This is a genomic window from Lelliottia sp. RD5, from assembly GCF_056032945.1.
On sequence record NZ_JBVYHQ010000001.1, the window covers coordinates 1,150,605 to 1,172,756 of the forward strand.

At 51.8% G+C, this 22,152-nt stretch carries 20 protein-coding genes; 10 read left to right on the forward strand and 10 right to left on the reverse strand.

Going from position 1 to position 22,152, the window contains the following annotated elements:
- The first annotated feature begins 9 nt into the window (after nucleotides 1-9).
- Both rlmI and hspQ read left to right on the forward strand, forming a co-directional pair.
- Nucleotides 10-1,239, forward strand: coding sequence for a 23S rRNA (cytosine(1962)-C(5))-methyltransferase RlmI (gene rlmI, locus AC0LWE_RS05850; RefSeq protein WP_284554501.1), 1,230 nt, complete (start codon nucleotides 10-12; stop codon nucleotides 1,237-1,239).
- A 60-nt stretch (nucleotides 1,240-1,299) separates the two neighbouring features.
- The gene (gene hspQ / locus AC0LWE_RS05855; protein WP_059178407.1) at nucleotides 1,300-1,617 is read left to right on the forward strand and encodes a heat shock protein HspQ; all 318 of its coding nucleotides are present in this window, start codon (nucleotides 1,300-1,302) and stop codon (nucleotides 1,615-1,617) included.
- Nucleotides 1,618-1,651: 34 nt separating this feature from the next.
- Here hspQ and AC0LWE_RS05860 read toward each other — a convergent pair whose 3' ends face one another.
- Complete coding sequence (locus AC0LWE_RS05860) at nucleotides 1,652-2,065, reverse strand: CoA-binding protein (RefSeq protein ID WP_012016874.1); 414 nt, start codon at nucleotides 2,063-2,065, stop codon at nucleotides 1,652-1,654.
- A 173-nt stretch (nucleotides 2,066-2,238) separates the two neighbouring features.
- On the opposite strand from AC0LWE_RS05860, the gene csgI reads away from it, so the two are divergent.
- Both csgI and mgsA read left to right on the forward strand, forming a co-directional pair.
- Complete coding sequence (gene csgI, locus AC0LWE_RS05865) at nucleotides 2,239-2,901, forward strand: curli synthesis inhibitor (protein WP_131487599.1); 663 nt, start codon at nucleotides 2,239-2,241, stop codon at nucleotides 2,899-2,901.
- 81 nt (nucleotides 2,902-2,982) lie between these two features.
- Nucleotides 2,983-3,441 carry a methylglyoxal synthase gene (gene mgsA, locus AC0LWE_RS05870; RefSeq protein ID WP_059178409.1) on the forward strand — a complete coding sequence of 153 codons (459 nt, stop codon included), beginning with the start codon at nucleotides 2,983-2,985 and terminating at the stop codon, nucleotides 3,439-3,441.
- 34 nt (nucleotides 3,442-3,475) lie between these two features.
- On the opposite strand, the gene helD is transcribed toward mgsA, so the two are convergent.
- Nucleotides 3,476-5,530 (reverse strand): DNA helicase IV, encoded by a 2,055-nt coding sequence (gene helD / locus AC0LWE_RS05875; protein WP_202694742.1) that lies wholly within the window; start codon nucleotides 5,528-5,530, stop codon nucleotides 3,476-3,478.
- Nucleotides 5,531-5,653: 123 nt separating this feature from the next.
- Here helD and AC0LWE_RS05880 point away from each other — a divergent pair, with 123 nt between their 5' ends.
- The gene (locus AC0LWE_RS05880) at nucleotides 5,654-6,100 is read left to right on the forward strand and encodes a YccF domain-containing protein (RefSeq protein WP_059178411.1); all 447 of its coding nucleotides are present in this window, start codon (nucleotides 5,654-5,656) and stop codon (nucleotides 6,098-6,100) included.
- 19 nt (nucleotides 6,101-6,119) lie between these two features.
- Nucleotides 6,120-8,282 (forward strand): YccS family putative transporter, encoded by a 2,163-nt coding sequence (gene yccS / locus AC0LWE_RS05885; RefSeq protein WP_219346814.1) that lies wholly within the window; start codon nucleotides 6,120-6,122, stop codon nucleotides 8,280-8,282.
- Here the strand turns inward: yccS and AC0LWE_RS05890 are convergent.
- Nucleotides 8,239-8,865: a TfoX/Sxy family DNA transformation protein gene (locus tag AC0LWE_RS05890; RefSeq protein WP_059178413.1), complete on the reverse strand. Its 627-nt coding sequence runs from the start codon at nucleotides 8,863-8,865 to the stop codon at nucleotides 8,239-8,241. The two genes, yccS and AC0LWE_RS05890, sit on opposite strands and share 44 nt — an antisense overlap.
- A gap of 217 nt (nucleotides 8,866-9,082) precedes the next feature.
- Here AC0LWE_RS05890 and sulA point away from each other — a divergent pair, with 217 nt between their 5' ends.
- Nucleotides 9,083-9,592: an SOS-induced cell division inhibitor SulA gene (gene sulA, locus AC0LWE_RS05895; protein ID WP_059178414.1), complete on the forward strand. Its 510-nt coding sequence runs from the start codon at nucleotides 9,083-9,085 to the stop codon at nucleotides 9,590-9,592.
- A 356-nt stretch (nucleotides 9,593-9,948) separates the two neighbouring features.
- Nucleotides 9,949-11,004 (forward strand): porin OmpA, encoded by a 1,056-nt coding sequence (ompA, locus tag AC0LWE_RS05900; protein ID WP_202667049.1) that lies wholly within the window; start codon nucleotides 9,949-9,951, stop codon nucleotides 11,002-11,004.
- 61 nt (nucleotides 11,005-11,065) lie between these two features.
- Here ompA and matP read toward each other — a convergent pair whose 3' ends face one another.
- Nucleotides 11,066-11,521, reverse strand: a complete 456-nt coding sequence (gene matP, locus AC0LWE_RS05905; RefSeq protein ID WP_202667050.1) for a macrodomain Ter protein MatP — start codon at nucleotides 11,519-11,521, stop codon at nucleotides 11,066-11,068.
- 186 nt (nucleotides 11,522-11,707) lie between these two features.
- On the opposite strand from matP, the gene AC0LWE_RS05910 reads away from it, so the two are divergent.
- Together AC0LWE_RS05910 and fabA are read left to right on the forward strand one after the other, a co-directional pair.
- Nucleotides 11,708-13,468 carry an AAA family ATPase gene (locus AC0LWE_RS05910; protein WP_202667051.1) on the forward strand — a complete coding sequence of 587 codons (1,761 nt, stop codon included), beginning with the start codon at nucleotides 11,708-11,710 and terminating at the stop codon, nucleotides 13,466-13,468.
- A gap of 68 nt (nucleotides 13,469-13,536) precedes the next feature.
- On the forward strand, nucleotides 13,537-14,055 hold the full coding sequence (fabA, locus tag AC0LWE_RS05915; protein WP_059178418.1) for a bifunctional 3-hydroxydecanoyl-ACP dehydratase/trans-2-decenoyl-ACP isomerase: 519 nt from the start codon (nucleotides 13,537-13,539) through the stop codon (nucleotides 14,053-14,055).
- A gap of 70 nt (nucleotides 14,056-14,125) precedes the next feature.
- Here the strand turns inward: fabA and rmf are convergent, their stop codons facing one another.
- The 6 genes from rmf to rlmKL all read right to left on the reverse strand — a co-directional run bounded on the left by rmf (nucleotide 14,126) and on the right by rlmKL (nucleotide 22,050).
- Nucleotides 14,126-14,293 (reverse strand): ribosome modulation factor, encoded by a 168-nt coding sequence (gene rmf / locus AC0LWE_RS05920; RefSeq protein ID WP_012016862.1) that lies wholly within the window; start codon nucleotides 14,291-14,293, stop codon nucleotides 14,126-14,128.
- Nucleotides 14,294-14,546: 253 nt separating this feature from the next.
- Nucleotides 14,547-15,113 carry a membrane integrity-associated transporter subunit PqiC gene (gene pqiC / locus AC0LWE_RS05925; RefSeq protein ID WP_219346815.1) on the reverse strand — a complete coding sequence of 189 codons (567 nt, stop codon included), beginning with the start codon at nucleotides 15,111-15,113 and terminating at the stop codon, nucleotides 14,547-14,549.
- Entirely contained in the window at nucleotides 15,113-16,750 is a 1,638-nt protein-coding gene (pqiB, locus tag AC0LWE_RS05930) for an intermembrane transport protein PqiB (RefSeq protein ID WP_202667053.1), read from the reverse strand. Before pqiB ends, pqiC begins: the two co-directional genes overlap by 1 nt.
- 4 nt (nucleotides 16,751-16,754) lie before the next feature.
- Nucleotides 16,755-18,008 (reverse strand): membrane integrity-associated transporter subunit PqiA, encoded by a 1,254-nt coding sequence (gene pqiA, locus AC0LWE_RS05935; RefSeq protein WP_059178421.1) that lies wholly within the window; start codon nucleotides 18,006-18,008, stop codon nucleotides 16,755-16,757.
- Nucleotides 18,009-18,021: 13 nt separating this feature from the next.
- On the reverse strand, nucleotides 18,022-19,929 hold the full coding sequence (locus AC0LWE_RS05940; protein ID WP_059178422.1) for an ABC transporter ATP-binding protein: 1,908 nt from the start codon (nucleotides 19,927-19,929) through the stop codon (nucleotides 18,022-18,024).
- 12 nt (nucleotides 19,930-19,941) lie between these two features.
- On the reverse strand, nucleotides 19,942-22,050 hold the full coding sequence (gene rlmKL, locus AC0LWE_RS05945; protein ID WP_059178423.1) for a bifunctional 23S rRNA (guanine(2069)-N(7))-methyltransferase RlmK/23S rRNA (guanine(2445)-N(2))-methyltransferase RlmL: 2,109 nt from the start codon (nucleotides 22,048-22,050) through the stop codon (nucleotides 19,942-19,944).
- Between the last annotated feature and the right edge of the window lie 102 nt (nucleotides 22,051-22,152).

Here is a 22,152-nt window from a genome sequence, read left to right on the forward strand (position 1 = left end):
GAGTACCTAATGAACACATCAGAAGAGAGTCAAAAAACAGATTTTACAAGGTTTTCCCGTTTAGTGTTAACCAAAGGGCGCGAGAAGTCATTACTGCGTCGTCATCCCTGGGTGTTTTCCGGCGCGGTTGCGCGTATGGAAGGTAAAGCCAGCCTCGGTGAAACCATCGATATCGTTGACCATCAGGGAAAATGGTTAGCTCGCGGCGCTTACTCGCCCGCCTCGCAGATTCGCGCGCGCGTCTGGACGTTCGATAAAGACGAAACCATCGACATTGCTTTCTTTACTCGTCGTTTACAGCAGGCGCAGCAGTGGCGCGACTGGCTGGCGAAACGTGACGGTCTGGATAGCTATCGTCTGATCGCGGGAGAGTCCGACGGCCTGCCGGGCGTGACGATCGATCGCTTTGCCAATTTCCTCGTGCTGCAGCTCTTAAGCGCCGGTGCAGAATACCAGCGTGCGGCACTGATCAGCGCGCTGCAAGCGTTGTATCCAGAATGTGCCATTTACGATCGCAGCGATGTCGCGGTGCGCAAAAAAGAGGGCATGGAGCTTACGCAAGGCACCGTCACCGGCGAACTGCCACCAGCTCTGCTCCCTATCGAAGAGCACGGCATGAAGCTGTTTGTCGATATTCAGGGCGGGCATAAAACCGGTTACTACCTCGATCAGCGCGACAGCCGTCTGGCCACGCGCCAGTATGTTAAAGATAAACGCGTGCTGAACTGCTTCTCCTACACCGGCGGCTTTGCCGTTTCGGCACTGATGGGCGGGTGCAGCCAGGTAGTAAGCGTTGACACCTCTCAGGAAGCGCTGGATGTCGCTAAGCAGAACGTTGAGCTGAACAAGCTGGATCTGAGCAAAGCGGAATTCGTTCGCGATGACGTTTTCAAACTGTTGCGTAAATACCGTGACCAGGGTGAGACATTCGACGTCATCGTGATGGATCCGCCGAAGTTTGTCGAAAACAAAAGCCAGCTGATGGGCGCGTGCCGCGGTTATAAAGATATCAACATGCTGGCGATCCAGTTGCTGAATCCTGGTGGCATTTTGCTGACGTTCTCCTGCTCTGGCCTGATGACGACCGATTTATTTCAGAAACTCGTCGCAGATGCCGCTGTAGATGCGGGTCGTGATGTACAATTTATAGAACAGTTCCGTCAGGCAGCCGACCACCCTGTGATCGCTACCTACCCGGAAGGGCTCTATCTGAAAGGGTTTGCCTGTCGCGTCATGTAACTTGAAAAGTGAAATGTTGCCCGCACATCTTGTGTATGTAACATTTTTCGGGAGGTGACTATGATTGCCAGCAAATACGGTATCGGCCAGCAGGTCCGCCACTCTCTCCTGGGGTATCTGGGTGTGGTGGTGGATATTGATCCGGAATACTCCCTTGACGAACCCTCAGCCGATGAGCTGGCGGCGAGCGCTGAACTTCGCGCAACGCCCTGGTATCACGTGGTGATGGAAGACGATGATGGCCAACCCCTTCACACTTATCTGGCAGAAGCGCAGTTAAGCAGTGAACCGCAGGACGAGCATCCGGAGCAGCCGTCGATGGACGAACTGGCGCAAACTATCCGTAAACAGCTCCAGGCCCCACGCCTGCGAAATTAATCGATAAAAAAGCCCGGAATTCTCCGGGCTTTTTTTATTTCGCCAGACCTAAACGCGGTATATCAATCGCCGGGCAGCGATCCATCACCACGTTCAACCCCGCGTCGCGCGCTAGTACAGCCGCCTGCTCGTTGATGACGCCGAGCTGCATCCACAGCGTCTTCGCACCAATAGCAATCGCTTCCTGCGCTACACCCCACGCCGCTTCAGAGTTACGGAATACATCGACCATATCGACTTTTTCCGGAACATCCGCCAGCGTGGCATAGCCCTGCTGCCCCAGCAGCGTTTTGCCGGCCACTTTTGGTGACACCGGAATGACGTGATACCCCTGATCGAGAAGATATTTCATCACCCGATAGCTTGGGCGATCGGGTTTATCACTTGCGCCCACCAATGCGATGGTGCGGGTCGAGGTCAGAATGCCGATAATATCGTTCTCTTTCATGGTGTTTCTCCTGGCTTTTTATAAAGTGTACGCCAAACAACCGCAGGCAACCATTCATCCCATACATCTGTATGAGGGCAAAACGTCGGAATATGTCTATATGTTAGTAAACGTGTTTATCGAAAAATTTAGATACATTATTACGACGAAAGTATATTCGACGGGAGCGCCCTATGAAGACCGGCATTGTCTCAGCAGTACTTGCGTTAGTGATGCCGGTTTGCGTGTATGCCACCACGCTTCGGTTATCAACCGACATCGACCTGCTGGTTCTGGACGGTAAAAAAGTCTCCAGTTCACTGCTGCGGGGGGCAGACAGCATTGAGCTGGATAATGGGCCGCATCAACTCGTCTTTCGTATCGAAAAAAATATTCGCCTCTCCAATCACGAGCAACGCCTTTATATTTCTCCCCCGCTGGTGGTGAGTTTCAATACCCAAAAAATCAGTCAGGTGAATTTTAATTTGCCGCGTCTGGAAAACGAAAAGGAATCCGAGGCGTTTGAATCCGCACCACGAATAGAACTACTGGATGGCGATGCCATGCCCATCCCCGTGAAACTGGATATCCTTGCGCTGACCAAAACACCGAAGGGCACCGATTATGAAGCGGATACCGAGCGCTACAACAAAGCGGGCAAAAACGCGTCGCTCCCAGGATTCGCCACCATGATGGCTGACGACAGCACGCTTTTGTCCGGCGTATCGGAACTGGATGTGATCCCTCCGCAATCTCAAACGCTAACGGAACAGCGGCTCAAATTCTGGTTCCAACAGGCCGATCCCGACACCCGCACACGATTTTTGCAATGGGCGAAGCAGCAACCTTCGTCATAAGCCGCTTTTTTTCACCCTTTCTCTTGCAGCATCAGGCGCTTCCCGTCATCTTGTAGCCAGTTAACCTGACGGAAAGAGATTATGGAACTGACGACACGTACCCTGCCAGAACGTAAACATATTGCGCTGGTAGCACACGATCATTGCAAGCAAATGCTGCTTAACTGGGTTCAGCGCCACCAGGCTTTGCTGGAAAAACACAACCTGTCGGCGACAGGCACCACTGGCAATCTGATTCATCGTGAAACAGGGCTGGAAGTGAATGCGATGCTGAGCGGCCCCTTGGGTGGCGACCAGCAGGTCGGCGCGCAGATTTCGGAAGGCAAAATTGATGTGCTGATTTTCTTCTGGGATCCGCTGAACGCGGTCCCGCACGATCCTGATGTAAAAGCCCTGCTGCGCCTCGCCACGGTGTGGAATATTCCGGTGGCAACAAACCTTTCAACCGCCGACTTTATTATTGAGTCACCGCACTTTAACGCATCGGTTGAAATTCTGATCCCTGATTACCCGCGTTATCTGGCCGAGCGTCTCAAGTAAAACGATGCCGGGCTAATATTTAGCCCGGCACACACTAGGGTTTTCTCGCCACCGGTACATCGATAGCTTTCAGAATATCCACAAAACAGGATGGATTGTCCTTAGCGAACAGCAGCCACACCCTGTGGCGCGCGCGGGTTATCGCGACATAGAGCAGCCGACGCTCTTCCGCATCAGGGTAGTCTTCTATTTCGGGCAACAGCGCCTGTTCCATAACCGACTCACGCGCCGGAGCCGGAAAACCATCGCTCCCTTCCTGGAGCCCGAGCACAATGACGAAATCCGCCTCCTGCCCTTTGCTGGCGTGGATGGTCATGAAATCGAGTTGCAGCTTTGGCCACCGCGTGGCCGCTTTCTCCAGGATCGTCGGCTTAAGATGATGATACCGCGCCAAAATCAGAATCCGTTCCTCTGCTTTGACAAATCCGCTCATCTTATCAAGCAGGGGTTCCAGCTGATCGTCTGGCAGCAGCGTGACGGCTTTTTTATCGCCCGTCGAAAGACTGTTGAGCGGTTTCGCCAGTTGATGGGGGTTTTGCTGAATAAACCGGTTGGCGATTTCGCCGATGCGCGAGTTAAAGCGATAGGTGGTATCCAGATCGCTGCGGTCGCCCTCACCAAAATAATGGTGGAAAGCGGTTGTTAACGACAGTTGAGCACCACTGAATCGATAAATGGCCTGCCAGTCGTCACCCACTGCAAACAGCGAAGCGTGTTTATTTTGTGCCCGTAACGCCACCAGCAAAGCGGCGCGCTGCGGAGAGATATCCTGAAATTCATCTACCAGAATATGCTTCCAGGGGCTGACGAAACGGCCTTTTTCAAGAATGATAATGGCCTGATGAATCAGCCCGGAGAAATCCACCGCGTTTTCTTCTTTCAGAGCGGTTTTCCAGGCTTTCAATAACGGTGCCATCAGTTTGACGCGTTTTGTGAAGAGCACTCGCACTTCCTCGGGCGCACTCTCAATCATCTCCGCCTGTGAACCGCCATGCATGCGCATCAGACTCACCCAGCGATCCAGACGCGATCCCAGACGACGCATCAGTTTTTCATCCTGCCAAAAACTGCCTTCAGGCACCGTCCAGTCGAGCTCTTCTTCAAGCCACTGTCGCCATCCCTTAGCCATTGCCTTTTTTTCACTGCACTGCTGCTGCAATGTCTTGATGAACAGAGCAAGCCTGGCCTGGGTGTCGTTTTCCAGTTTACTGATAACCGGCGCTTTTTTGCTGCCCTGCTGAATAATATGCAGTGCCAGCGCGTGGAATGTTCTGGCGGTAACGTCACGCGTGTGCAGCCGGTCGTGAATGCGCTCGTCCATTTCTTGTGCCGCTTTACGGCCAAACGCCAACAGCAGAATTTGCTCGGCTGTCGCTTCGCCTCTGGCGAGTAACCATCCAGCTCGAGCCACCAATACTGATGTTTTTCCGCTGCCTGCGCCAGCCAGCACGAGCAGTGATTGCTCCCCATTTACCACGGCTCGCGCCTGCGCGGGATTTAAAGGCGAGGATTCGATTTGGCTAAAGAATTCCGCGTGCTGCGACAACATCTCGTCAGTCCATGCCTGATTATGCGCAAGCCTGCTTTGATCGATATCGGTTAACCACGCCTGGCACTGACGCCAGACATCACGGCAATTTTCAAACTCATCAAGTCGTGAAACCGGAAGCGGAAGCGCGGTCAGAGCCTGATGAATACGCTGCTGCATGTCAGCCGTTTGGGCGCGTGTGAGCCATTTCTTTTGTTCACTGCTCTGCGCAATATCGGCTAAAACCTGCTCGAGCACTTGCCGCGCGACCTCGCTCATCTCATCGCTCCATTTTTGCCAGAGCATATTGAGCTGATGATGAAATCGCTGCGTTTCGGCCCATTCCGTGCCATGCAAACGAACCACTTTATCCGCAGGTAAGACAAACTCGAGTTCGCCCCACACCAGACCACGCTTGCAATGAATAGCCAGTAGCTGATTAAAAGGAATGAGATATTCGTGGCGCTCGCCCGAGACTTTTACACCGGCGTTGAGCAGGACAACTTTATCGTAGGGATGTTGCGCCAGGCGTTTGCCTAATGATGTTGCTTTTAGTTCCATGTCCAGCCTGATCCACGCAGTGATAGTTTACGCATTAGTTTACCTGCCAGTTTTCAGGTGCTCCAGCCTAAAAAAACGTTACAATCATCAGGCTTTAATTTTATCGAAAAGAAGTGAGGGTTTATGCGTACCGTTCTGAATATTTTGAACTTTGTCCTTGGCGGTTTTGCCACGACTCTTTCCTGGCTTTTTGCCACGCTGGTCAGCATTGTGCTTATTTTTACACTTCCGTTAACGCGCTCGTGCTGGGAAATCACCAAACTGTCGTTTGTGCCTTACGGCAATGAAGCCATTCATGTTGATGAGCTCGAACCCGGCAACAAAAATATCCTGATGAATACCGGTGGGACATTGCTGAATATTTTATGGCTGATCTTCTTTGGCTGGTGGTTGTGCCTGATGCACATCGCCGTAGGTATTACACAGTGTATTACGATTATCGGTATCCCGGTTGGGATTGCCAACTTCAAGATTGCCGCTATCGCTCTGTGGCCTGTTGGTCGACGCGTAGTGGCCGTAGAAGTTGCCCAGGCTGCGCGTGAATCCAATGCCCGCCGTCGTTTTCAGTAAATAAGGATACGCCACCCACATGCTAAGCCCATTGCTTCGCAGATACACATGGAACAGTGCCTGGCTCTATAACGCCAGGATTTTTATCGCGCTTTGCGGTGCGGCGGCGCTGCCGTGGTGGCTCGGCGACGTTAAGCTCACCATTCCGCTGACGCTCGGCGTCGTTGCAGGTGCACTTGCCGATCTTGATGACCGTCTGGTTGGGCGCTTGCGAAACCTCGTGATTACCCTGGTGTGCTTTTTTATTGCCTCCGCGTCGGTCGAGCTGCTTTTCCCATGGCCCTGGTTATTCGCCCTCGGGTTGATGATTTCCACCACCGGGTTTATTTTGCTGGGGGCACTTGGGCAGCGCTATGCGACGATTGCGTTTGGCGCGCTGCTGATCGCGATTTACACCATGTTAGGCATATCGCTGTATGACCAGTGGTATCAGCAGCCACTCCTGCTGTTAATGGGGGCCATCTGGTATAACATGCTCACGCTGACCGGGCATCTCCTATTCCCGATTCGCCCGTTGCAGGACAATCTCGCCCGGAGTTACGAACAGCTGGCGCACTATCTGGAACTCAAATCCCGACTTTTCGATCCTGATATAGAAGAAGAGAGTCAGTCGCCGCTATACGATCTCGCGCTGGCAAACGGAGAGCTTGTCGCCACGCTTAACCAAACCAAAGTTTCATTACTTACCCGCTTACGTGGCGATCGCGGTCAGCGCGGAACACAGCAAACACTGCACTATTACTTTGTCGCTCAGGATATTCATGAGCGTGCCAGCTCATCACATATTCAATACGCTGCGCTGCGCGAGAAGTTCCGTTACAGCGACGTTATGTTCCGCTTCCAGCGACTTCTTTCGATGCAATCTCAGGCTTGTCAGCAACTGGCTCGTTCCATTTTGCTGCGAACGCCGTATCAACACGATCAGCGATTTGAGCGCGCTTTTACTCATCTTGACGCCGCTTTGGATCGCGTTCAGGCAAGCGGTACATCGCCAGATCAGATGAAAGCCCTCGGCTTTTTGCTGAACAATCTGCGAGCCATTGATGCGCAACTCGCGACAATCGAGTCGGAGCAGGCATTGGCGATGCCGGGTCATGACACTGAAAACCAACTTGCCGATGATGGGATGCACAGTGTTTCAGATATATGGCTGCGTTTGAGCCGCAACTTCACCCCCGAGTCAGCACTGTTTCGGCATGCAGTGCGGATGTCCGCCGTACTTTGCACGGGTTACGCATTTATCCAAATAACGGGCTTACAACATGGTTACTGGATTCTTTTGACTAGCCTGTTTGTCTGTCAGCCCAATTATAATGCTACACGTCACCGGCTGGCGTTGAGAATCATCGGTACCCTTGTGGGTGTCGCCATTGGGCTTCCTGTGCTCTATTTTGTCCCCTCAATTGAAGGACAATTGATCCTTATTGTGATTACCGGCGTCCTGTTTTTCGCATTTCGTCACGTCCAGTATGCGCACGCCACGATGTTCATCACCTTGCTGGTTTTGCTTTGCTTCAACCTGCTAGGTGAAGGATTTGAAGTCGCTTTGCCACGGGTGATCGACACGCTAATTGGCTGCGCTATTGCCTGGGCGGCCGTGAGCTTTATCTGGCCTGACTGGCGTTTCAGGAACTTACCGCGCGCACTGGATCTCGCAATCAATGCGAACTGTCGCTATCTTGACGCGATTCTTGAGCAGTACCATCAGGGCCGCGACAACCGTCTGGCATACCGTATTGCCAGACGCGATGCTCATAACCGTGATGCGGAACTGGCCTCTGTCGTCTCAAATATGTCAACGGAACCCCGTGCAACGCCAGAAATTCGCGAGGTAGCCTTCCGACTTCTGTGTCTAAACCATACCTTTACCAGCTATATTTCAACCTTGGGTGCGCATCGCGAGCAATTAACCAACCCCAATATTCTCGCCTTGTTGGATGACGCTGTATGTTACGTTGATGATGCGCTTCATCATCGACCCGCGGATGAACCACGCGTACAAATGGCGATAGACGAACTCAGCCAGCGCATTGCGCATTTTGATCCCGGTACAGACAGCAAAGCTCCGCTTATCCTCCAGCAAACAGGTCTGCTTATTGCTCTTCTGCCCGAGATCTGCCGACTACAACAACAAATCGCTACTTCCCGGAATGATTATCAGACCTTACAGGAAGCGCATTAAACCACTCATTAAGCTCCCGACGCCTGGCTGTCGGGAGCGCCGCCTCATGTAGCCCTTCGATTGCCCCCGCAAGTGCAAACAAGACCTTAATGCCAAGGTGCTTATTTTTGGCTCTGATCTTCAGCCAACTTTCTTCAGCTCCAAGTGTACGGAGCATAATTTCACTGGTAATACCCGCTTCGTAGAGGAGAACTTCAATCGGAAAAGTCAGGTTGGGCAAATCTTTTAGCCTGCGCCGATTATCCCGCTCGACACGTTCCTGTCGTGCTGCTTTTAATGCAAAGCTGGAAAGTTGCAGGAGCTTTTCCCGATCTTGCCAAAGTCCGTCGTCCACACGGTAATAGTTCAACAGAACAGGCCTGCCACGTTTTACCAATTCCAGATAGGTCGGATTATGTTTTACACAGTACTGCGCACTCTCTTCACACGCTCGCAGATACAGTTCGCCCTCAGACACCATGGCAAACACAGCCTCATTTACCGCCAATGTATAGCCACCAAAAAGTGCCCTATGATGGATATCACCCAAAGATGAGAGGTATTCCTGGGATTTATAGATCCGTTCGTATGATATCTTTTTCATGATATTATCCTTTAAAATCATGCAGTAACAACGCTATTAATTACTATCGGATCCGCTAGCAGAAAAATAGGCAACTTATTGTCACTCGGCAAGATGAATTTACGATATTGGCCGATCTCGAACGAAATTTGCGAGGCGCTTTCCGAAATTGAGGTTGATCTTTAGTCATACAGGGGTTACTGTATATTCATACAGTAACTACAGGGCTGGAATGATTATGCACACTTCAAGCTATGCAAATCGCTCAACATCTTTTTCTCCATCCAAGGGCAATGACACGCAAAATACTTTCGGGCGTGTTTCGACCGGGATGATAAGTGAAGTGGTTTATCGTGAAGACCAGCCCTTGATGACACAGTTGCTGTTGTTGCCGCTATTACAGCAACTCGGCCAGCAGTCACGCTGGCAGCTGTGGTTAACGCCAAAGCAAAAATTGAGTCGCGAATGGGTCCAATCTGCTGGATTACCGCTCGCAAAAGTGATGCAGATTAGCCAACTGGCCCCCTGCCATACGGTAGATTCAATGATTCGTGCATTGCGCACCGGGAATTACAGCGTGGTGATTGGCTGGCTATCAGAAGAATTAACGGAAGATGAACATTATCGTTTAGTGGAAGCCGCCGAAGAAGGTAACGCGATCGGCTTAATAATGCGTCCGATTCATCCCGATTCTCTCGGCAGAGGACACCTTTCTGGGCTAAAAATTCACTCTAATTTGTATCATTAAGTAAATTTAAGATTTTTCCTGGAACTTTTTTTGACAGTTGGACAGCCGATTGGTTCCATAAGAAAAAACTTCGTCAAAGCCTGTCTGGCGCGGTTTCCCTTAATTTTACAGCATAAAATCCGCATTCAAAATGTTAAATATTGTGTATACGGAGCTTTTTTTTTCATATGCCTGACGGAGTTCACACTTGTAAGTTTTGAACTACGTTGTAGACTTTACATCGCCAGGGGTGCTCGGTCTAAGCCGAAGATATCGGTAGAGTTACTAGTTTGAGCTCGCCCCCCGGTGAAGGATTTAACCGTGATTTCTCGACGAGATCTTCATGGCGATTTTTGGATGATAACGAGGCGCAAAAAATGAAAAAGACAGCTATCGCGATTGCAGTGGCACTGGCTGGCTTCGCTACCGTAGCGCAGGCCGCTCCGAAAGATAATACCTGGTATGCAGGTGGCAAACTGGGCTGGTCTCAGTTCCACGACACTGGCTGGTACAACAGCTCCCTGAACAACGATGGCCCAACTCACGAAAGCCAGCTCGGTGCAGGTGCGTTTGGTGGCTATCAGGTTAACCCGTATGTTGGTTTTGAAATGGGTTACGACTGGTTAGGTCGTATGCCATACAAAGGCGACAACGTTAACGGCGCATTCAAAGCTCAAGGCGTACAGCTGACCGCTAAACTGGGTTACCCAGTGACCGACGATCTTGACGTGTACACCCGTCTGGGCGGCATGGTATGGCGCGCTGACTCCAGCAACAGCGAACGTGGCGACGACCATGACACTGGCGTATCTCCAGTATTCGCTGGTGGCGTAGAGTGGGCAATGACCCGCGATATCGCTACCCGTCTGGAATACCAGTGGGTTAACAACATCGGCGACGGCAACACCGTTGGTGTTCGTCCTGACAACGGCATGCTGAGCGTAGGTGTTTCCTACCGTTTCGGCCAGCAGGAAGAAGCAGCGCCAATCGTTGCTCCAGCTCCGGCACCAGCTCCGGAAGTACAGACCAAGCACTTCACTCTGAAGTCTGACGTTCTGTTCAACTTCAACAAAGCAACTCTGAAACCAGAAGGTCAACAGGCACTGGATCAGCTGTACACTCAGCTGAGCAATCTGGATCCTAAAGACGGTTCAGTAGTGGTTCTGGGCTTCACCGACCGTATCGGTTCTGACGCTTACAACCAGGGTCTGTCCGAGAAACGTGCACAGTCTGTTGTTGATTACCTCGTGTCTAAAGGTATCCCAGCTAACAAGATCTCTCCACGTGGTATGGGCGAATCTAACCCAGTGACCGGCACTACCTGTGACAACGTGAAACCTCGCGCTGCACTGATCGACTGCCTGGCACCAGATCGTCGCGTAGAGATCGAAGTTAAAGGTATCAAAGACGTTGTAACTCAGCCTGCGGCATAAGTTATCGTCTTATAAAAAAACCCCGCCATGCGGGGTTTTTTATTATCTAACGAAACGTAATTTACGATTTTTTTCCAAGCATCGCCTGAAGATCGTTTTTCAACGTAGACATCTGGTTGGCATATTTCTCTTTATGCTCAGCATCTTCAATCAACTGTACGACCGTCTCAGAAAGCGTTTTACCCCGACGTTGAGCAAGCCCGGCTAATCGTTGCCAAACCATGAACTCAAGATCGATTGATTTCTTACGCGTGTGCTGATGCTCGGCGTTAAAATGCCGTTTGCGGCGAGCGCGGATGGTCTGCTTCATACGGTTCATTAACGCGGGATTAATATGCTTCTCTATCCAGCTATTAACGTGTACCGGTTCGTTTTCGAGTGTCAGTAATAAATCCACCGCTTCTTTTGCAGCACTGGCTTCGATGTAGCAGGTGATCAGCTCCCCTTCACGGTGCTTTTTGACCAGGTACTTCCATTTCCAGCCGCTTTCGAGATTTTCCAGTTGTTGATATTTCATTGCGATCTCAGTGTTACCTCGTAACTCTGTTCAGAATATCAGTTTTTTGACAATCTGCTGAAAAGAAATCATTTCCTGTGAGCTGTTACGCCGCATTCACTACCTGATTTTCCTAATCCCGGTTGGGCAGAGACCGATGCTTACGGTATACTCCACGGTTTTACATCTAACTAAAAAACATCAACTTTGACCATTACGAAACTAGCATGGCGTGATTTGGTTCCTGATACCGAAAGCTATCAGGCGCTATTTACACAGCCAAACCTCGCAAAAGAGCACGACTTCATACTTAGCGATACGCAACCGCGTTTGCACTACGCGCTTGAGCAGGTGTTAAGTCCATGGACAACCTCCCCTTTCATGCTGCTGAAGGCGCCTGAAGAAGCTGAATACTTGGCGCTGATCGCCGATGCTACGCGTCAGTTGTGGCCTGAAGAAAGCACTGTGTATGGCGGCCAATATCGTATCGCGGGACGTGATGTTACTTTCGAACCAGCCGCACACGCTGAAGATAACTTCGCCGCTACGGGTGAAGTCATAACGGCCGAGTGGGCTGAAGCTGAACAACTGTTTGGCTGCCTGCGCCATTTTAATGGCGAGTTGAGCTTACAGCCTGGGCTGGTGCATAAAGCCAACGGTGGCGTCCTCATTATCTCTCTACGCACGCTCATGGCACAACCGCTGCTGTGGATGCGACTGAAGACAATAGTGACTCACCAGCGCTTTGACTGGCTTTCCTATGATGAATCGCGCCCATTGCCAGTTACCGTCCCCTCAATGCCGGTTTCATTAAAAGTGATTCTGACGGGGGATCGCGAGTCGCTGGCTGATTTCCAGGAAATGGAACCCGAATTAGCCGATCAAGCCGTCTATTCCGAGTTTGAAGACAACATCCAGATTGCCGATGCCGACGATATGTCGCAATGGGGTCAGTGGGTGATAACCATGGCTGAGCGTTACGAATTGCCAACACCAGCGGAAGATGCATGGGCGGGTTTAATTCGTGAAGCGACGCGCTACACGGGTGACCAGGAAACGCTTCCGCTCTGTCCTCTGTGGATTGGAAAGCAATTACGCGAAGTAGGCGTTATCTGTGGGCAGGAATCGTTTACGGGCGAACAATTCTCGCAAATGCTGGCGCAGCGTGAATGGCGAGAAGGTTATCTTGCCGATCGTATGCAGGATGAAATCCTGCTTGAGCAAATACTGGTTGAAACCGAAGGCGAACGTGTCGGCCAGATTAACGCGTTGTCAGTCGTTGAATTCCCGGGACATCCGCGTGCCTTTGGCGAGCCCTCACGCATCAGTTGCGTCGTACATATCGGCGATGGTGAATTTACCGACATCGAACGTAAAGCAGAGCTGGGCGGGAATATTCATGCTAAGGGCATGATGATCATGCAGGCGTTTCTGATGTCACAGCTTCAGCTTGAACAGCAAATCCCCTTCTCCGCCTCACTGACGTTTGAACAGTCCTATGGAGAAGTCGACGGGGACAGTGCGTCAATGGCTGAGCTTTGCGCGTTAATCAGTGCTCTTGCCGATGTACCGATTAACCAGAGCATTGCTATCACAGGTTCTGTCGATCAGTTTGGTCGCGCTCAGCCCGTCGGCGGGTTGAACGAGAAAATTGAAGGCTTCTTCAATATTTGCCAGCAACGCGAGTTTAGCGGTAAGCAAGGGGTCATTATCCCTGCGCCAAATGCTCGCCATCTGAGTCTGAGCCAGGAAGTGCTTGACGCGGTAGAGGCTGGCCAATTTTCTATCTGGGCCATCGACGATATTACAGATGCGCTACCCTTACTGACAAATCTGGTCTGGGATGCAGAAGGTCAAACAACGCTGATGCAGGCTATTCAGGAACGTATTGCTCAGGCAATGCAACAGGATGCTCGTCATCGTTATCCATGGCCGTTACGTTGGCTGAGCTGGTTTAGTCCCAACTGATCGGACTTGTTCAGCGTACACGTGTTAGCTATCCTGCGTGCTTCACTAAAATAAGGCTTACTGAGAACATGGTAGATAAACGCGAATCCTATACAAAAGAAGATCTTCTTGCCTCTGGTCGTGGTGAACTGTTTGGAGCTAAAGGCCCGCAGTTACCCGCTCCAAGCATGCTGATGATGGACCGTGTCGTGAAAATGACCGAAACCGGCGGCAACTTTGACAAGGGTTACGTTGAAGCGGAACTCGATATCAACCCAGAACTGTGGTTCTTCGGTTGCCACTTTATCGGCGATCCGGTCATGCCTGGCTGTTTAGGTCTGGATGCAATGTGGCAGTTGGTTGGTTTTTATCTGGGCTGGCTGGGTGGCGAAGGTAAAGGCCGCGCACTGGGTGTGGGCGAGGTGAAATTCACCGGTCAGGTTCTGCCTTCTGCGAAAAAAGTCACCTACCGTATTCACTTCAAGCGCATTGTGAACCGTCGTCTGGTGATGGGTCTGGCGGATGGCGAAGTGCTGGTAGATGGTCGTGTAATCTATACCGCACACGATCTGAAAGTTGGCCTGTTCCAGGACACTTCTGCGTTCTGATTTCTGCTGTGCCAAGACCATAAAGGCGAAACCTCCGCGATGCGGAGGTTTCTGTTTCTAAAGAGACGTGTCACGCAAGTAGAACCCTATCCCCAATGGCTTCTCGCCAGCCCCCTAACCAGTAAGAACGTTGATTTAACGTTTGGTAAGGACACATTTCTTTTGAGCGTCCGGCGATGCCAGCCTGGTATCCACGTTGGTGCGCCCGTTCCAGGCGATCTCGTTTCTGTCTCTTCATGCCTCGTTTCCCTCATTCTTTGGTCTGGTGGAAAGAAAACAGTGGCTGCAAAATATGCAAGCACAGTAAACGAATAACCTGAATCCCTCCGTACGTCAATGCGCAAAATTCACGCCAGTGTCATATTTGTGAGCTACAGGGAATATCATTTGTACAAAATTTGTGACACTGCACAAGTATCAACCTGAAATGAAAACGAAAAAAAACCGCAATCAACGAAACGCAGATTGCGGTTTTAGGCGATTAATTTTACTTATGGCAGGCGAGAAATTTCTTTCGCTATACTTGCCGATTCCTGGACCCAACCTTGTGCCAGCATTTTAACCATCTCGTCGTATCCGTCTTGCTGCTGTTTCAGCTCCAGATAGAACGGACGCTTAATCAGCTGCCCCTGGTGGTTCAACAGCCATTCTCCGCTGATGATAACCTTTCCATCATAACGGCCATGGAACCCCGTCACGGTGACATTGAGCGTATCCTGATCGCTACCCAGAGGCTGGGAAGCCACTATCCAACCGGGCAACTGACTGTTCAGATTCGCCACCAGCGTATTGCGCAGTTGCTGATCCAACGGGCTCGCCCACAAATTGTTATTTGCGATCACGTATTGCACGTCGCTGGTCTGATATACCACGCCGTTACCAGCGAGTGAATCAGGGATCACGACTTGCTCAACCCACAGCAGACGATTGCCCTGAGACGTGCTGCTCTGCCCTCCCGTCTGTACAGCCAACGGCAGCTGATAGTAACTTTTGTTATCACTTCCTGAGCTACAGGCCGTTAAAACCATCACTCCGGCGATGAATAGCCACTTTTTCATTATTTTGCCCTCTTCGGCTCAGGATCTTTCTTGTCCTTCGCTTCAAATACCAGCGCGTTACTCTTCTCGTTCAGCGTTTTCAATACAGGCTGCAGTTCACGTAAGACCTGATCCAGGCGCTGCATATCCGCCACCATTTTGTTGTAAGCCGCGGAGCCAGGCTGGAAGCCCTGCATACTGCGATTAAGCTCGCGCAACGTTTTCTGCATATCCTGCGGAAGCTGCTGCATCGACTGATTCGCAGTAATCTTGTTGATATTATCCAGCGTGGTTTGCAAACGACGCATCGTCGCCTGACTTTCAGTCAGGCTGTTTGTCGCTTGCTCAAGCATCGGATTAAGCGGCAGATTGTTAATCTTATCAAGCGTTTCCATTAGGCGCTGCTGGATTTGTGCCAGACCACTGCTCACCGTCGGGATAATCTTGTAACCACCAAATTCGCGCACACCCGTTATCGCAGGCGCTTTAGGGTAGAAGTCCATATCAACGTACAGCGCGCCGGTGACCAGGTTACCGGTTTTCAGCGAGCCACGCAGACCACGATTCATGAGATCGTTAATATGCCCGCCAATATCTTTTGCTTCGCCTATTTGATTCAGTAAACGCTCTGGCTCGATGCGAATCAGCACGGGAATTCGATAATCATCATCCAGAGACTGACGCAGACCCGGGACGAAATACGGGACCTGGCCGACAGTGCCCAGACGGATGCCACGGAATTCAACCGGTGCACCGGGCTGCAAACCACGAACGGAATCTTTGAAGAACATCAGATAATCAATATGATCGGTATAAAGCGCATCCTGGATGCTTTTCTGATCGTCAAAGAGTCTAAACGGCGTTTTTGCCGCAACGGGCTGGCCAAGCTCCATCCCTTCCGGGACATCAAAACTCACACCGCCACCGAACAACGTGGTTAGGGAGCCCATTTCGACACGCATCCCCGCCGACGTCAGATCAACCGCAATACCGCTGTCTTTCCAGAAACGGACATTACTGGTCACCAGACGGTCGTTAGGCGCGTTAATAAAGAGCTGATAGCTGATGGTGCGTTTTTGCGCATCGAACGTACTGGTTTCGACTGAACCCACACGATATCCGCGGAACAACACCGGATCGCCAGGGCTAAGCTGACCCGCTTTTTTACTGTCCAGAATCACCCGGATGCCTTTCGCATCAGGCGGTGCCAGCGGCGGCGCATCCAGCAAATCATACCTGCCAGGCTGGTTACCTTTCGATCCAGGTTGCAGTTCAATATAAGCCCCAGAAAGTAACGTTCCCAGACCGCTAATCCCTTCACGGCCCACCTGCGGTTTAACCACCCAGAATACGGAATCACTGTGCAGTAGCTTTTCCATCCCCGCGTTCAGTCGAGCTTTAATTTCAACATGCGTTAAATCGTCAGTCAGCGTTGCGCTCTCCACGACGCCCACATCTACGCTACGGCTTTTGATGGTGGTTTTCCCGCCCTCAATGCCTTCGGCGTTGGTGGTGATAAGCGTGACTTCTGGCCCCTGATGGCTGTAATGATAAAACAGGATCCAGGCCCCGATCAGCGCCGTCACAATGGGGAAGATCCATACTGGCGACCAGTTTTTGACCTTCTGCACTTTCGCCTCTCCACTCTTATTTTCCATGCTCTCACTCTTCCTCATGGCTTGACTCTGGCTCACGATCCCACGATAAACGAGGGTCGAAGGTCATGGCCGCAAACATCGTCATCACAACAACCAACGCAAACATCAGCGCACCCATAGCGGGATAAATACTCATCAGTCCCCCCATGCGCACCAGCGCAGAGAGAACGGCAATCACAAACACGTCGATCATTGACCAGCGGCCAACAAACTCGACAACTTCGTAAATCAAATGCATGCGTTCACTGTCGCGTTTACCGTGGCCGTTAGCATCCCAACAAAGCCAGGCGATCGCGATCATTTTCAACGTTGGTACCATGATACTGGCGATAAAAATCACCATCGCCACGGGATACGATCCTTCTCCCCATAGCAACACTACACCAGCAAGGATGGTTGACGGCATTTTGTCGCCCAGCAAATCTGTAATCATGATGGGCAAAATATTGGCGGGCAGATAAAGCATGATAGACGTTACGAGCAGTGCCATCGTCCACTGAACGCTATTTTTACGCCGTGCATGCCCTTTGGTTCCGCAGCGGGGACACTCTTCAAGATCGACAGGCAACACCGCTGTGCAGCATGAACATGAGCGTAATCCCTGACGAATACCGGGAACACCCACTTTAACTGTTTGCGATAACGTCGGCGCGGGGGCGATATCATCCCAGGCCCAGCGCCGGTCAACACACTGGAAAGCCCGAAGCTGCAGCACGCAGTAAAGACACCAGGGAATAAAGCTACTGCCGATCCCCACGTCGCCATAAGCCATCAGCTTCACGAAGCTCACCAGAATGCCGGCGAGAAAAATCTCCGCCATTCCCCAGCTTTTGAGCTGGAACAGGATTCGGGCGAGTGTGATTTTGAGCTTTACGGGCATCCGCACGCGATTGACTAACAGTAAAATCACGGTGAGACAAAAGGCGGGCACAATCTGAACAAAGAGAAGGAAGAATGTGCCGAGACTGGCGTAATCTTCCGAAAACATGACGCCGGGTATTTCCAGCAAATCAACTTCGCTGGTCATACCGCCGACTTTCATATAGATGAAGGGAAAAAGGTTCGAGAGCACCAGCATAAACAACGCAGCAAGTGCGTAAGCAGTGGGACGCTGCCTTGGCGCGTCCCACTCCGTTGTCAGCGTTGCCCCACAGCGTGGGCATGCCGCCTTATGTCCGTGGCCCATATCAGGCAGTGCCACGAGCATATCGCATTGCGAGCATAAAATATGCCGGTCGGCATGGTGCTGATCACACATAGTGTATCCCTGGTTATGCGCCGTTTTTCAGAGCCTCAAGGTACTCCCAACGCTCGAATGCTTCCTCCAGCGCCTTTTCAGCCTGGGAAAGATCTGCCAATATTTTCTGAGTATAGTCGTGCGGTTGGCTAAAGAAGGATGCATCAGCAACCAGAGCCTGCAGAGTTTCCAGATTGCGTTCCAGCTCTTCGAGACGCTGCGGCAGAACGTCGAGTTCACGCTGCAGGTTATAGCTCATTTTGGCCGTCGATTTTTTGACAGTTTCGGTTTTCGCGACAGCGTTTTCCGATCCATTATTGGCTTTTGGCTGTTTAATCGACCGCGACTGTGATTGCTGTCCACGCGCATCGTGATAACCGCCCACATAACGCCCAATATGCCCTTCGCCTTCGAAAATCCAGCATTCCGTTACGGTGTTATCAACAAACTGACGATCGTGGCTCACCAACATAACGGTACCTTGATAGCCATCGATTAGCTCTTCGAGCAACTCCAGCGTTTCGACGTCCAGGTCGTTCGTCGGTTCATCGAGAATCAGCAGGTTACTTGGTTTCAGGAACAGACGGGCCAGCAGAAGTCGGTTACGTTCTCCACCTGACAACGCGCGCACCGGCGTCATCGCACGTTTAGGATGGAACAGGAAGTCCTGCAGATAGCCCAGAACGTGACGGGGTTTACCGTTCACCATCACTTCTTGCTTACCTTCCGCCAGGTTGTCCATCACGGTTCTGTCGGGATCAAGTTCCGCACGGTGCTGATCGAAATACGCCACTTCCAGCTTAGTTCCGCAATGCACACGTCCGCTGTCAGCCTGCAATTGGCTCAGCATCAATTTCAGCAGCGTGGTCTTGCCGCAACCGTTCGGGCCGATCAGCGCAATTTTATCGCCACGCTGGACCTGAGCAGAGAAGTCACGCACCAGCACTTTGCCATCAACCTGATAATTAACGTTTTCCATTTCGAAGACGATTTTGCCGGAGCGGGACGCTTCTTCGACCTGCATTTTCGCCGTGCCCATCACTTCGCGGCGCTCGCTGCGTTCGTTACGCATCGCTTTCAGCGCACGTACGCGGCCTTCGTTACGGGTACGACGGGCTTTGATGCCCTGACGGATCCAGACTTCTTCCTGCGCCAGTTTGCGATCAAACTCTGCGTTCTGGAGCTCTTCGACGCGCAGGTTTTCTTCTTTTTCAAGCAGATAGGTATCGTAGCTGCCTGGATACGTCACCAGCTTACCGCGATCCAAATCGACAATGCGCGTCGCCATATTGCGAATAAACGAACGGTCATGCGAAATGAAGATAATGGTGCCATTGAAGGTTTTCAGGAACCCTTCCAGCCAGTCAATCGCTTCAATATCCAGGTGGTTGGTTGGCTCATCAAGCAGCAGCACTTTCGGGCCGCTCACCAGCGCACGACCCAGCGCCGCTTTACGTAGCCAGCCGCCGGAAAGCGACGCCAGCTCCATGTCCGCTTCCAGGCCTAACTGATCCAAAACTTCAGTGATGCGACTTTCAAGCTGCCACAAACCGTGGTGATCAAGCAGGTCCTGCAGACGCGCCATTTCGTTAAGGTTTTTTTCACTCGGATCGGTCATCACCAGATGAGAGATTTCGTGGTAGCCCTTCAGGTATTCGGCCTGTTCAGAAATACCCTCGGCAACAAAATCATAAACGCTGCCCGCGACGTTGCGCGGCGGATCTTGCTGCAAACGCGAAACAATCAGATCTTGTTCGTAAACAATACGTCCGTCATCCAGGCCCTGTTCACGGTTCAGAATTTTCATCAGCGTAGACTTGCCCGCGCCGTTACGGCCAACCAGACAGACGCGTTCGTTATCTTCGATGTGCAGTTCTGTATCATCGAGAAGGGGCGCATCGCTGAAAGACAGCCAGGCGCCATGCATACTAATTAATGACATTTATATTTCCTTTCAGACCGCGGTAATCAACCAGCAGTTATGAATTTGACGGTTACGGGCAAAGTCCTGAGACAGTGTTTTTTGGCTAATTTCTTGTGCTTTCAGTCCCAGCGCTGCCAGCCCGTCGTTATCCATACGGAAGCCGCGTTTGTTATTTGAGAACATGATGGTGCCGCCTTTGCGCAGCAGACGTTTCAGGTCGGACATCAGACGGATGTGGTCGCGCTGAACGTCAAACGTATCTTCCATACGCTTAGAGTTAGAGAAAGTCGGTGGATCGATAAAGATCAGGTCAAACTGCTCATCGGTATCACGCAACCAGCCCAACACATCGGCTTGCAGCAGACGATGCTGACGCCCGGTCAGGCCGTTGAGGCGCAAGTTGCGCTCCGCCCATTCAAGATAGGTCCGTGACAGATCCACCGTTGTCGTGCTGCGCGCGCCGCCCAAACCGGCGTGCACGCTCGCGCTGCCGGTATAGGCAAACAGGTTGAGGAAGTCTTTACCCTTGCTCATCTGGCCCAGCATACGACGGGCAATGCGGTGATCCAGGAACAGACCGGTATCAAGATAGTCAGTGAGGTTCACCCACAGGCGAGCGTTGTATTCGCCCACTTCGATAAAGTCGCCTTTATCGCTCATCTTCTGATACTGATTTGTCCCTTTCTGACGCTCACGGGTTTTGAGCACCAGCTTGTTAGGGGCGATGCCAAGGACGCCAATAGTGGCGGCAATGATATCCAGCAGACGCTGACGTGCTTTTTGCGCATCAATCGTCTTCGGCGCGGCATATTCCTGCACCACGACCCAGTCAGCGTAGCGATCTACCGCCACGTTGTACTCCGGCAAATCGGCATCGTACAGGCGATAGCATTCGATCCCTTCCTGCTTCGCCCATTTTTCGAATTTTTTCAGATTTTTACGCAGGCGGTTCGCGTAGTCCTCCGCCACGGTTGAAGGTTTACTGTCGCCCTCTTTCTCGGTGAGGTGATAGTTTTTCTGTACGCAGTCCAGCGGGCCGTTTTTGGCTTTAAATTGACGTTCTGCGCGCAGTTGCAGGCAGCTCAGCAGTTCAGGAGATCCACTGAACAACGACAGATTCCAGCCGCCGAAATAATCTTTCATTGAGCGACCCAGCAGGCTGTGCAGGGCAATCAGCGCCGGTTCGCTATCGAGACGCTCGCCATACGGCGGGTTGCTGATAACCGTACCGTACGGGCCTTTTGGCAGCGGATTGGTCAGCTGCGCGACATCTTTCACTTCAAACGAGATCAGCTCACCAATACCCGCACGACGGGCGTTGCTGGCTGCGCGTTCAATCACGCGCGCATCGCTGTCTGAGCCGTAGAAACGTGAACCGTAATCAGCCAAGCCCTTACGCGCACGGACCTGGGCTTCGGCTTTGACCTCTTTCCAGATAGCGTCGTCGTGCTGCGCCCACCCGCTAAAGCCCCACTGCCCGCGGTGCAGGCCAGGCGCGCGATCGGTTGCCATCATAGCCGCTTCAATCAGCAACGTACCGGAACCGCACATCGGATCCAGCAGTGGCGTACCAGGCTGCCAGCCAGAACGCATAACAATTGCGGCCGCCAGGTTTTCTTTAATCGGTGCAATACCCGCACGATCGCGGTAACCGCGCTGATGAAGGCCTTCCCCACACAGATCCAGCGAAATATGCGCAGTCTCTTTGTTCAGCCACACGTTGATACGCAGATCCGGGTTTTCGCGATCGACGTTCGGGCGCTCAAGATTTTTGCGCGTGAAGCTATCCACAATCGCATCTTTAACTTTCAGCGCACCGTATTGGCTGTTGCGGATTTCATCATTCAGTCCGCTAAAGTGCACAGCAAAGGTCGCGCCAGGTGCAAAAATCTCTGTCCAGTCAGTCGCCTGCACGCCGAGATACAGGTCAAGGTCGCTGTAGACTTTGCACGCACCCAAAGGCAGCATGATGCGCGACGCCAGACGGCTCCACATCAGGCTCTGGTAAATAAGCCGCGTGTCGCCCTCAAAATGGACACCACCCTGAACGACCTGGCACTCACGCGCGCCAAGGCTTTCCAGTTCAGTTTTCAACAGCTCTTCCAGCCCACGGGCCGTACTGGCAAACAGAGAATTCATATCGTCACTTATTACTCATAGAAAATTGTTGCGCATTATACACAGAATCATTCGATTTGCCTCGCGCCAGCACGCTGATGAAGCCAACAAAACGGCGCGCCA

Coding starts and splice junctions, on each gene's coding strand:
- rlmI (WP_284554501.1), top strand. CDS start 10: ATGAACACATCAGAAGAGAGTCAAAAAACAGATTTTACAAGGTTTTCC.
- hspQ (WP_059178407.1), top strand. CDS start 1,300: ATGATTGCCAGCAAATACGGTATCGGCCAGCAGGTCCGCCACTCTCTC.
- AC0LWE_RS05860 (WP_012016874.1), bottom strand. CDS start 2,065: ATGAAAGAGAACGATATTATCGGCATTCTGACCTCGACCCGCACCATC.
- csgI (WP_131487599.1), top strand. CDS start 2,239: ATGAAGACCGGCATTGTCTCAGCAGTACTTGCGTTAGTGATGCCGGTT.
- mgsA (WP_059178409.1), top strand. CDS start 2,983: ATGGAACTGACGACACGTACCCTGCCAGAACGTAAACATATTGCGCTG.
- helD (WP_202694742.1), bottom strand. CDS start 5,530: ATGGAACTAAAAGCAACATCATTAGGCAAACGCCTGGCGCAACATCCC.
- AC0LWE_RS05880 (WP_059178411.1), top strand. CDS start 5,654: ATGCGTACCGTTCTGAATATTTTGAACTTTGTCCTTGGCGGTTTTGCC.
- yccS (WP_219346814.1), top strand. CDS start 6,120: ATGCTAAGCCCATTGCTTCGCAGATACACATGGAACAGTGCCTGGCTC.
- AC0LWE_RS05890 (WP_059178413.1), bottom strand. CDS start 8,865: ATGAAAAAGATATCATACGAACGGATCTATAAATCCCAGGAATACCTC.
- sulA (WP_059178414.1), top strand. CDS start 9,083: ATGCACACTTCAAGCTATGCAAATCGCTCAACATCTTTTTCTCCATCC.
- ompA (WP_202667049.1), top strand. CDS start 9,949: ATGAAAAAGACAGCTATCGCGATTGCAGTGGCACTGGCTGGCTTCGCT.
- matP (WP_202667050.1), bottom strand. CDS start 11,521: ATGAAATATCAACAACTGGAAAATCTCGAAAGCGGCTGGAAATGGAAG.
- fabA (WP_059178418.1), top strand. CDS start 13,537: ATGGTAGATAAACGCGAATCCTATACAAAAGAAGATCTTCTTGCCTCT.
- rmf (WP_012016862.1), bottom strand. CDS start 14,293: ATGAAGAGACAGAAACGAGATCGCCTGGAACGGGCGCACCAACGTGGA.
- pqiC (WP_219346815.1), bottom strand. CDS start 15,113: ATGAAAAAGTGGCTATTCATCGCCGGAGTGATGGTTTTAACGGCCTGT.
- pqiB (WP_202667053.1), bottom strand. CDS start 16,750: ATGGAAAATAAGAGTGGAGAGGCGAAAGTGCAGAAGGTCAAAAACTGG.
- pqiA (WP_059178421.1), bottom strand. CDS start 18,008: ATGTGTGATCAGCACCATGCCGACCGGCATATTTTATGCTCGCAATGC.
- AC0LWE_RS05940 (WP_059178422.1), bottom strand. CDS start 19,929: ATGTCATTAATTAGTATGCATGGCGCCTGGCTGTCTTTCAGCGATGCG.
- rlmKL (WP_059178423.1), bottom strand. CDS start 22,050: ATGAATTCTCTGTTTGCCAGTACGGCCCGTGGGCTGGAAGAGCTGTTG.